Here is a 10,644-nt window from a genome sequence, read left to right on the forward strand (position 1 = left end):
GTGCGTAGAACCTTGGTCTCGCTGGCTCCGAAGAAGTCCCCCAACAGTCCGCGGCGCCGGCCGGAGCGCACCGCCACCTGACAGGTGAGCCGCGAGCCCGGCACCTCGAGGGTGCCGTCTTCCTGCGGGAAGATGGCCTTGCGGATCTCGCTGACGAAGAATTGCTGGCCCTCGACCGTGGTCTGGTACTCCCGCACCTCCCCCAGATCCTCGACCAACATATTCTGGAAGTCCTGGGGCTCGAGGCGGGCGTCCCCCACCCGCACTCGGCGGTAGAAGCGCCAGGTGTAGATCACCTGCTGCCCAACGTAGGGCCGGGTGGTGGAGACCGTGGCGCGGGTGAACAGGTCCCGGCTTTCCTGGGGCTCGGCGGAGGCTTCGAGGATCTTCACCTGGAACGGCTGGCTCTCATAGGTGCGGCCATCCACCTCGGCGGTGGCGGCGCCGATGGTGAAGGTGCCGGTACGCTTGGGAACCAACACATAGGTGTAGGTGACGCTGCGCGTCGCCCGGCCGTTGACGCTGGTGAATTGCCGCGAGCTGCCCCGGGAGTAGACCTCGAAGGCGGAGAGATCCGGCAGCTCCGGCTGCACCCGCTGGCTGCCCTCGATGGCCACCGAGAGCACCAGCTGGTCCTCGATGGTGGCCTCCGGCCGGTCGATGGTGACCTGGATGCCATCGGCGGCGGCGCTGACAGCCATCAGCAATCCCGCCATCAGCACCGCGCAAAGAACCGTCGCCCGGGCCCACCCGTGCAAGGGGTCTGGAGTCAGAGTCGTCACTCGCCTCACCAATCCTTCTCCGGGCGGCCGCGGCGGCCGCGGCGGGGATCCCGGGAACGGTCCGGCTGTCCTTCTTCCAGCGCCCGCAGATAGCGCTCGGCTTCCTCCGGGGTCATGCCCTCGGGAGATCCCTCCATGGCCTGGGCGGCACCGCCTTGAGCGCCGTCGCTACCCTCCTGGGGCTGCTGCTGGTTCTGCGCCGCCTGCTGCTGCGCTTCCTCCCCATCGCTGACGCCGTCGTCGTCGCTGTCCGGGTCGTTGGGATCGGTCTCCCCTTCATCCACCTGGCCGTTGCCGTTGCGGTCCTCCTGGCCGTCCTTCAGCCCGTCACCGTCGGAGTCCGGGTTCTGAGGGTCGGTGGGATTCTGGGCGTTGCGCTCCGCCTCGTCCGGCAGACCGTCGTTGTCGCTATCCTGGCCCTGCTGACCTTGTTGGCCCTGGTCACCCTGTTGATCCTGCTGGCCCTGATCCTGCTGTTGATCCTGGCCGTCCTGCCCCTGATCCTGCTGATCTTGGCCTTGCTGATCCTGATTCTGCTGGTCCTGGTTCTGTTGATCCTGATTCTGCTGATCTTGGCCGTCCTGCTGCTGCTGATCTTGGTTCTGTGGGTCTTGGTTCTGCTGCTCCTGCTGCCGCTTCTGATTCTCTTCGTGGCGGCGGCGGATCTCGTCGCGGACGAATTCGAGATTGAATTTGGCGTCCTGATCGTCCGGGTCCAGCTCCAGGGCCCGCTTGTAATGCTCCACCGCCTCCTCCAGCTTGCCCTGGCGGAAGGCGACGTTGCCCAGGTTGTAGACCGCCTGCTGCTGCAGCTTCGGGTCCGCGCTCAAGGCGGCGGCGGCGAAGGAGCGCTGGGCGGCCTCGTAGTCCTTCATCTGGTAGTGGGAGCTGCCGATATTGAAGGCTACCGCGGGATCCTCCGGGCGCTCCACTTGCTGATCCACGAAGCCCTGCAACGCCTGGTCGTAGACCCCCTGGTCGTAGGCTTCGTAGGGATCGCCGATACGCCGAGCGCCGCCGGCCTCACGATCCCCAGGACCGGACTGGGCCGGAGCACCGGAGGTCGCGGGTCCTTGGGCCGGGGGAACCGAGGGTCCCTGCGGCGCGCCTTGGGCCGCCAGCGCCGTCGGCAGGCCCAGCACGATGAGTCCGCCGAGGAACCCGGCGAGAAGCAGGTTGCAGCTCGAAGATTGAAGCCATCCACGATCAGCCATTGGAAACACCTCGTCGCCGTTCGGAGATCAAAGGCTCGAGCATGAGGGAGAGCAGCGCCAGCGCCAGTGCCCACTGGAAGCGTTCCTCCCACCGCTGGCGCCGCCGCGAGCCCAGCTCCTGGTCTTCCAGGGTCGCCTTGATGCCCTGGGAGTAGATCTTCTCCAGGTCCACGTCGCCGGTCACCGAGCGCACATAGCTGCCGCCGGTGTCGAGGGCGATCTTCTGCAGCGTCGGCTCGTCCAGGCGGCTGAGCACGATCTCCCCTCGGCGGTCCCGGCGAAAGCCGCCGCCGGGGGCCGGGATGGGGGCCCCCTCGTCACGACCGATGCCGATGGTGAAGACCCTCACTCCCTGTGTCTGGGCCTCTTCGGCGGCGCGCAGGGCCGCACCGCTGTGGTCCTCACCGTCGGTGATGAGGATGATCGCCCGGGAAGAGTTGCTGGCTCCCTCGAAAGCCTCCAGGGAGGTGCTCAGAGCGCTGGCCAGGTCGGTACCCTTGATCGGAATCAGGTCGGTATCGAGATTGTCCAGGAAAAGCTCCGCCGCCCCGTAGTCGAGGGTCAGGGGACATTCCACGAAGGCGGTGCCGGCGAAGGCCACCAGGCCGATGCGGTCCCCTTCCAGCAGATCCAGCAGGTCGGCGATCTCGCGTTTGGCGCGCTCCAGCCGGCTGAGGCCGCCGCCGGCCTCCACGTCCTCCACCAACATGCTGTCGGAGACGTCCAGGGCCACCACGATGTCCACGCCCTTGCGCTGGACCTCCTCCCAGGTGAAACCGTAGCGCGGCTTGGCCAAGGCCACCACACAGGCCAGCAACCCCAGCAGCACCAACGCCGCCTTGAGATATTGCCGTGGGCGGCTGACGCCGGCGGTGAGACGCCGCAGCATCTGCGGGGTGGCGAAGCGGCGCAGCAGCCGGGTGCGGGTGCGGAAGGAGTAGATGAAGAAGAGCAGCAGCAGCGGGATCAGCCATAGCAGCCACAGCGAATCCGGGCTCCCTACCTGCACCTCGGAACAACCGGTGAGGAGCAGCGGCAAGCCGGCTACGAGCCCGGCGAGACGGGCCGCGCCGGAGCGCAATCCGCTGGGACGAAGGCGGTCGGGTGTGGGTTGGTCGAAGCTCATGGCAGTTTGCGGAATCGGGTTCCCAGGAGCAGCACTTCCAGCAACAGCAGGAAGACCGCCGGCAGCACGAACCAGCGGAAGCGCTCGTTGTATTCCATGTAGGTGTCGGTGGTGATCTCGGTGGTTTCCAACTCGTCGATCTGCCCATAGATGGCCTGTAGGGCCTCCTCGTCCTCAGCCCGGAAGTAAGCACCACCGGTGCGCTCGGCGATGGCCTGCAGCGACTCCTCGTCCAGCTCCACGTCCTCGTAGACCACCTGCTTGCCGAAGAAGGAGTCGACGATGAACGGTGCTTGACCGCGGGTGCCGGCACCGATGGTGTAGACCTTGACGCCGAAGGTCTCCGCCACCTCCGCCGCCTTCGCCGGCGACAGGACACCGGCGTTGTTGCGGCCGTCGGTGAGCAGGATGATCACCTTCGATTTGGCCTCCGAGTCCTTGAGCCGCTTGACCGCCGTACCCAGTGCCGAACCGATGGCGGTGGCGTCACCGGCCATGCCGATCTCCAACTGCTCGAGGAAGGTGGACACGATGCCGTGGTCGAGGGTCAGGGGGCATTGGGTGAACGCCTCCTCACCGAAGACCACCAGGCCAATCTGGTCGTTGGGCCGCCGCTCGATGAATTCTTCCACCACCCCCTTGGCCACCGCCAGACGGTTGCGCCGTCGGGAGATCTGGCGGTCCGAGTCCAGATCCAGGGCGCGCATCGAGCCGGAGGTATCCACCACCAGCACAATGTCGATGCCCTCGGTGCGCACCTGGGTGTGGCTGCGACCGGTCTGGGGCCGCACGAAGGCGACGATGAGCAAGGCCACGGTGATCACCCGCAGCGCCATCACCAGCCGCCGCAGGAAAAGGGTGCGGGAGGTCTTGATCTGCTGCAGGATCCGAATGTTGGAGAAACGCACCGCACCGCTGCGCCGGCGAGTGGCGCGCCACCCCCAGAACAAGAGCCAGAACAGAAAGAGCGGCCCCAGGACCCACAGCAGATCCAGATCGGAGAAGAAAAGCTCGTTCACGCCGCCTGCTCCTCGGTATCGCTGCCCTTCTGGCCGCCCGGCTCGCCGCCCCTCTCACCGTTGGCGGCGCTCTCGGCTTCCGCCACCGGCCGGGTGGCCTCGACGAAGCCCAGGGCGCGCTCGTAGGTCTGGTGAATCTCTTCCCGGGTGGGCTCGTGGTCGGCGAATTTGACCTGATCCGTATCCAGCAGGAAGCGCCGCAGGCTCACCGCCTGCTCCCCGGCGAGACCGGAGAGCTGGGACAGACGGGCGATGATCTCCTCGCTGGTGAGGTCCGTGGCGTTGAGCCCCCAGCGGCCTTCGATGTACACCCGTACCACCTCGGAGATGGCGAAGTGGAAGCGGCGCACCGCCTCCGGATCGTCGAAATCGCTGCCCCGGAGCTCGTCCAACGCCTGAAAGGCCACCTCGTGGGGCGGCACCGGCGGCGCAGCGGGGCGCCGGGAACGGCGACGCCACCACCACCATCCCAGGGCCGCCAGCAGCAGCGCTCCGGCGGCGATGGCGATCCAGCGCCAGGGCACCGCTTCCGGCGGCGGCTGCAAGGGCTTGATGTCGCGGATGTCGTCGGCACCACCCTCGGTGGGGAGCACCGAAGCCACCTCGACGAAGATGGCGGAAGTCTGCACGGTCTCCACCGTGGAGGTCGCAGCAGCAGAGGTCTGGGAATCGATTTCGGAGTCGTCGTCCGACTGTTCGTCCTCGGCGGCTGCCGGCTCCGGGGCCGAAGCATCCTCCGCCGCCCGGTAGGTCACCGTCACCGGCGGCAGCACGTAGGAACCCACCAGATCCGCCCGCAGCTGGTACCAGCGCGACTCCACGACGCGGTCGCCGTCCTCCTCAGGCCCCTCTGCCCCCACCTCGACGATGCGGAAGCCGGCGATCTCCGCCCCGGGCTCGGGGATCTCCACGTCGTAGCCGGGGCGGTAGTCGACGGTGACGGTGTAGGTGATGAGGTCGCCGGTGGTGGCCACCGCCCGGTCCACCGAGGCTTCGGCGATGACCGGCGGCTTCGACTCCTCTGACTCCGGAGCTTCCGGCGACTGCCCGCAGGCCGCCGAGATCATCAGCATCACCGCCAGCAGGATGAGCTCAACGACAAGCCACCCGGACAGCAGCCCCCCCATCAAGCCGCCAGGAAAGCCACCAGTAGAGCCCCCCGTCACGAGATCTCCCGCCGCAGAGCTTCTCGCGGGCGGCGTCTTCGGCACGGCGGAGCCCGAGCCGTTCTCGGATCGCGGATCAGCCATTGCTCTCGCCGCTCCTATTGTCTGAAGACTGCTCATCAAGCCGCTCCGGGAAGAGCTCCACGTCGGCGGTGGAGAGCTCCGTCTCCACCATTTCCTGGTAGGCCGCCTGGGCCTTGACCTGCCTATAGTCCTGCTCCACCTGCCGCCGCGCCTGCTCGAAGGGCACGGTCTGAGGCTCTTCCCCTTCGTTTTCCGGCGGGCGCTGATAGCGCTGCTGGTGGGCCTGGTAGAAGGTCCGCAGGTCGGTCTCGTCGACGCTCAGATTGGCCAGCACCTCGCGCTCGACCAGCCGCCCCACCGCCAGCTGGCGTAGCACCTCCGCCTCCTGGCGCTGGACCTCCGGATCGCGGTCGTAGCCCAGCTTCACCGCCTTGCGCCACAGCAGCCGATCCGCCACCACCTTCTGCAGCAGCTCTCGGCGGCGGTCCGGTGCCTGGAAGGCCTGGGCCGCCTGGGGAGGCAGCTGGTCGAGGGCCCGCTGGACGTCGGAGCGATAGATCTCCTCCGCTCCCACCCGCGCCACCACCGGATCGTCCGCGGCACGGCGCACCGCCTCGGCGTCGGCGTCCAGGGCGGTGCGGGACTGCAGCGCCGCCTGGGCGGCGTGGGGACGGCCCAGGCGCTCGAGGGTCTCGACGATGCGCTGATCCACCTCGCCGGTGAGCTCGCCAGCCCCCCAGGTCTCCGCCTCGTAAAGCCAGCGCAGAGCCTGCTCGTAGCTCCCCCGCTCCAGGTAGGTGGTGGCCAGGCTGTAGGCCACCCGGGCGCGCTTTTCCGGCGGGTCGCCGGAGCTCTCCAGGTATTCGGCGAAGAGCTCGGCGGAGGGATCCAGAACCCCGGCGGCCTTGAGCTTGGAAGCCACCTCGCGGCGGTGGGCGGCGGCGCCGGCGACGCTATCCGGCCCCGGAGGCCGCAGCCAGACCACCGCCAGGATGATCAACAACAGCGCCAGCTGGCCCACCAGAAAGATGCGTACCAGCGGGTCTCGCGGCGCGGTAGGGGGCGTGCGCGGGGGTTCTCTCAGCTCCATCGTCCTTCGCTCCTAGTGCCCAAACAGGCCACTAGCGGCGCCGCTCCCGAGTGTGGAAGTAGCGCACCAGGGAATCCACATAGTTCTCGTCGTCCGCCCGCACCGCCACCTCACCGACGCCGGCGGCGCGGAAGAGCTCGCCCCGCTGCCGCCGCTCGTCGCCGCCCAGCAGCCGGAAGCCCTGGGTGACGTTGCGGTCGTAGGTATCCACCACGATGGTCTCGCCGGTCTCCGCATCCTCCAGCTCGATGAGGCCGATGGGCGGCAGCTCCATCTCCCGCCGGTCACCGACGGTGACGGCGGTGATGTCGTGGCGCCGGGCGGCGGTGCGTAGACGCTGGTCGAAACCCTCGTCCAGGAAGTCGGAGATGACGAAAGCCACCGCCCGCCGGCGCACCACCTTGCTCATGTACTCCAGAGCACCCTCCAGGTTCGTATTGCGGTGGGCGGAGCGGTGAGTGAGGATGTCCCGGATCACCATCCACACGTGACCGCGGCCCTTCTTCGGCGGGATGTAGTGCTCAATGCGGTCGGAGAAAATGATCAGCCCCACCCGGTCGTTGCTGCGGATGGCGGTGTAGGCGAGAAGCGCCGCCACCTCCGCCGCCACCTCGTTCTTGAGCTTGGCGCCGCTGCCGAAGGCACCGGAAGAGCTGACGTCCACCAAGAGCATGACGGTGAGCTCCCGCTCCTCCCGATGCACCTTGACGTAGGGAGCGCTCATGCGCGCCGTGACGTTCCAGTCGATGTGGCGGATGTCGTCCCCGGGCTGGTACTCCCGCACCTCCTCGAACTCCATCCCCCGTCCCTTGAAGGCGCTCTCGTACTCGCCGGCGAAGGCGTCGTTGACCACCCGCTGGGTGCGGATCTGGATCGACTTGATCTTCTGAAACAGCTCCGACGACAGGGTCTCGGAAGCGTGGGCCTCGGAAGAATCCCGAGAGCGACCTTCCGCCGCCGGAGAGGAGGCACCGAAAACCATGGTCAGGGCACGTCGACGGTATTGAAGATTTCCTGGATCAGATCGTCGGAGCTCAAATCCTGAGCCTCCGCCTCGTAGGACACCAGCACCCGGTGACGCAGTACGTCGGGACCGATGGTCTTGACGTCCTGGGGCGTGACGTAGGGCCGGCCGGCCATGAAGGCATGAACCTTCGCCGCCTGGGCCAGGAAGATGGTGGCGCGGGGAGAAGCCCCGTAGTCGATGAGCCGGTCGAGCTTGTCGAGCTTGTACACCGCCGGCTCGCGGGTGGCGAAGACGATGTCGACGATGTAGTCCTCGACCTTGGGATCGAGGTAGATCTGATCCGCCACCGCGCGCATGGCGGCGATCTCCTCCGGGGTCAGCACCGCTTCCACCTTCGGACGCTGGCGGGAGGCCATGCGGCGCATGATCTCCTTCTCCTGCGGCTTGTCCGGATAGCCCACCTTGAGCTTGAGCATGAAGCGATCCACCTGCGCCTCCGGCAGCGGGTAGGTGCCCTCCTGCTCGATGGGATTCTGGGTCGCCAGCACCAGGAAGGGATCGGGCAGCTGGTGGGTGGAGTCGCCGATGGTCACCTGGCGCTCCTGCATCGCCTCCAGCAGCGCGCTCTGCACCTTCGCCGGAGCGCGGTTGATCTCGTCGGCGAGGAGGAGATTGGTGAACAGAGGGCCACGCTTGACCACGAAGTCGTGACTTTGGGGCCGATAGATCTCGGTGCCGATGAGGTCCGCGGGCAGCAGATCGGGGGTGAAGGAGACGCGGGCGAATTGGGTGTGGATGGCGTCCGCCACGCTCTTGACGGCGGTGGTCTTGGCCAGCCCCGGAATGCCCTCCAACAGGATGTGGCCATCGGCGATGAGGGCCATGAGAAGGCGGTCGATCATGTATTGCTGGCCGACCATCACCTTGGCCACTTCCTGGCGCAGGCGGTCCAGCTTTTGGGCCTGGGCCTCGATCTCCGGGGCCAGCTGCTCTGCGGTCGCGTTCATCGTCTCTCCTCGGAAAGGGTCTTGGCGGCAGAGGCCGAAGCATCGGATCGGCGCAAACGCAACGCCTTGCGCTGTGCTTGCTCGGGATCCGGCCGTAGCTCCGCCAGCCGCCGTTCAACTCGTCGTTGCATACCGTCGAGCTCCGGCGCCGGCGGCGCCTGGCCGCCGTAGCGGGCCTGCTCGACGATGGATTGTAGATGCCGGCACTCGGAGGTTTCGACTCCCAGCTCCAACTCCAACTGTGCCAGGAGCCGCGCCGCCTCGGCCCCCTCGCCCCGCAGACGGGCGGCCCGGGCTTCGTCCAGGCGCCCCTCCAGCGCGCGCAGCCGTGGATCCACCTCCACGGTCCCCCCCGCGGCGGGGCGCCGGCGCAACCAGCGAAATGCGAAGAAAGCCAAGAGGCCCGTCAACGCCGTGCCTCCGGCGACCCAGGCGACGGTGGACGGTGCCATTCCCGCCAGATCCGGCGTCACCACCTCCACCGTCGGACCGCTGAGCCGGCTGGTCACCGGCTCCGCCTCGTAGCGCGGCGTATAGCGCAGCTCCACCGGATCGAGGGCGTAGCGCCCGGTCTCCGCGGCCCGCAGGGTCAAGCGATAGGTGACCACGTTGCGGCCATCCTGGGTGCTGGTGGAGGCGGTCATGGCCTCCTGCTCGACCCCTTCCGGCAGCGCCACCTGGGGCGGGTGGGGCAAATATTCTTCGAAGTTGCCCGACCAGCGCAGCCGCACTTCCAGCTCGAAGGGCTCCCCCGCCGCTACCCGCTCCTCCGAGAGCCGCAGATCAGCGGACGGTGGATTGAGCACCTCCGGCAGCTGTAGCGGCTCGTCTTGGGCCACGTAGGTGGGATCGTCGCCGGTCTCCGACGCCAGGACGGCGTCGATCATGGGGGTCAGCTCGGACCAATCCCGGGCACCGCGGGAGACCGCCACCAGGCGGCCCTGGGGATCGACCAGATAACTGAGGGGGATGCTGCCGGCGCGATAGGCCTGGGCGACTCGGCCCTCGCCGTCCCACAGGTTGGGGAAGGTCAGGCCCATGGATTGGACAAAGGGATCCACCGGCCGGCGCTGGTCGTCGATGGAGACGCCCACCACCGACAGTCCCTGATCTTCGCGGGCCTCGTGGAGCCGTTGCAGAGAGGGCATCTCGCTGCGGCAGGGACCGCACCAGGTGGCCCAGAAGGTGAGCAACACCCAGCGGCCACGGAAGTCTTCCAGCGAGGTTTCTCCGCCGGCCAGATCGGGCAGAGTGAACTGGCTCGCCGGCGCCGCCGGGTCGATGGGCCGCAGGCCGTACCGGGCGACGGTCTCCTGCACCGTAGAGCCCCCTTGTGCTGCCTGGCCATGGGCCGGCAGCCCCACCAGGGGCAGTCCTCCGAGGGTCAGAGCCAGCAGGCACAGCCTCAGCAGGGGGTCGCGGGGAACGGACAGAATCTCCCTCAAGTGGAGAACCCTCACTCCTTGCACTGATCGTCCGCAGTAGCCGCCAGGGCGGCCTTCGGGACTTGAGAAATCTCTCGCTTCACAAAAACTCGGCGCGGCCGTTGGCTCGGGGAAAGGAGCCGCGCCCTTCATGTAGCCTCGCAGCGCTTCGACTCTCGCGGCTGAAGGCATCGATCCACCAAATCGGCTGGCCGGGCGTCAAATTGGCGCGCCATCGGGGCTCGATCTCGCGCCGCGATGGGCTCTTCCAGCCGGCCCTATTCTATTAGAGGCAAAGGCCATGCCAGGCTCCCCCGACTCCGGGAGCCAGCTTCCAGACTGCCCCAATCCGGACTCTCAATCTCAGGCTCTTGATTTCCAGGCTTTGGGCAGTCTACAAGCCGCCTAGCAAAATCCAGGTGAAATTTTTTTCGCCTTATGGGGGGCAAAAGCCAGCGCCGACCACTCCCTACCCCCTGAGACCGCGACAAGTTACCTCCGAGGTGAAATCTCACCATCGAGTTTACGAGGTCTCCCCAAGTCCCGAGCCGGGCAGCTGGCCGACATTCTGAAGCTGCTTGTGACCGTTGCCCGGTTCCGGACTTTGGTTTTGTAACGCGCTGAGGACGGCGTTACGTGGACACCGGAGGGGGCGGGCTCGCCTCCTCCGGCTTTTTTTTATCCCCTCCTCACATGCCCCCCCCACTGGGGCTCCTCTCGAGACGCCTCCCTGGGGCCGTCCACCGGACCGGTGCTCTGATCCCGCGCCCACGGGCGTCTCTCTCCTCCTCGACTCTCCTTTCTCCTCAGGCTCGCTCCCCTCGG

9 protein-coding genes are annotated in these 10,644 nt (G+C 67.4%); all 9 read right to left on the minus strand.

Annotation, left to right across the window (positions count from 1 at the left end; all coding sequences use genetic code 11):
• A partial coding sequence (locus SX243_22350; GenBank protein ID MDY7095725.1) for a BatD family protein occupies positions 1-782 on the minus strand: 782 nt, incomplete at its 3' end.
• Positions 783-787: 5 nt separating this feature from the next.
• Positions 788-1,996: a tetratricopeptide repeat protein gene (locus SX243_22355; GenBank protein MDY7095726.1), complete on the minus strand. Its 1,209-nt coding sequence runs from the start codon at positions 1,994-1,996 to the stop codon at positions 788-790.
• The gene (locus tag SX243_22360) at positions 1,989-3,122 is read right to left on the minus strand and encodes a VWA domain-containing protein (protein ID MDY7095727.1); all 1,134 of its coding nucleotides are present in this window, start codon (positions 3,120-3,122) and stop codon (positions 1,989-1,991) included. The genes SX243_22355 and SX243_22360 overlap by 8 nt, the downstream gene beginning before the upstream one ends.
• The gene (locus SX243_22365) at positions 3,119-4,141 is read right to left on the minus strand and encodes a VWA domain-containing protein (GenBank protein ID MDY7095728.1); all 1,023 of its coding nucleotides are present in this window, start codon (positions 4,139-4,141) and stop codon (positions 3,119-3,121) included. The genes SX243_22360 and SX243_22365 overlap by 4 nt, the downstream gene beginning before the upstream one ends.
• A complete protein-coding gene (locus tag SX243_22370; GenBank protein MDY7095729.1) occupies positions 4,138-5,391 on the minus strand; it encodes a DUF4381 family protein in 1,254 nt (417 codons plus the stop codon). The genes SX243_22365 and SX243_22370 overlap by 4 nt, the downstream gene beginning before the upstream one ends.
• The gene (locus SX243_22375) at positions 5,384-6,421 is read right to left on the minus strand and encodes a hypothetical protein (GenBank protein ID MDY7095730.1); all 1,038 of its coding nucleotides are present in this window, start codon (positions 6,419-6,421) and stop codon (positions 5,384-5,386) included. The genes SX243_22370 and SX243_22375 overlap by 8 nt, the downstream gene beginning before the upstream one ends.
• A gap of 31 nt (positions 6,422-6,452) precedes the next feature.
• Positions 6,453-7,403 (minus strand): DUF58 domain-containing protein, encoded by a 951-nt coding sequence (locus tag SX243_22380; GenBank protein ID MDY7095731.1) that lies wholly within the window; start codon positions 7,401-7,403, stop codon positions 6,453-6,455.
• A 2-nt stretch (positions 7,404-7,405) separates the two neighbouring features.
• On the minus strand, positions 7,406-8,395 hold the full coding sequence (locus SX243_22385) for a MoxR family ATPase (protein MDY7095732.1): 990 nt from the start codon (positions 8,393-8,395) through the stop codon (positions 7,406-7,408).
• Complete coding sequence (locus tag SX243_22390; GenBank protein MDY7095733.1) at positions 8,392-9,840, minus strand: redoxin domain-containing protein; 1,449 nt, start codon at positions 9,838-9,840, stop codon at positions 8,392-8,394. Before SX243_22390 ends, SX243_22385 begins: the two co-directional genes overlap by 4 nt.
• Positions 9,841-10,644: the final 804 nt, after the last annotated feature.

Source organism: Acidobacteriota bacterium (genome assembly GCA_034211275.1).
GTDB lineage: Bacteria > Acidobacteriota > Thermoanaerobaculia > Multivoradales > JAHZIX01 > JAGQSE01.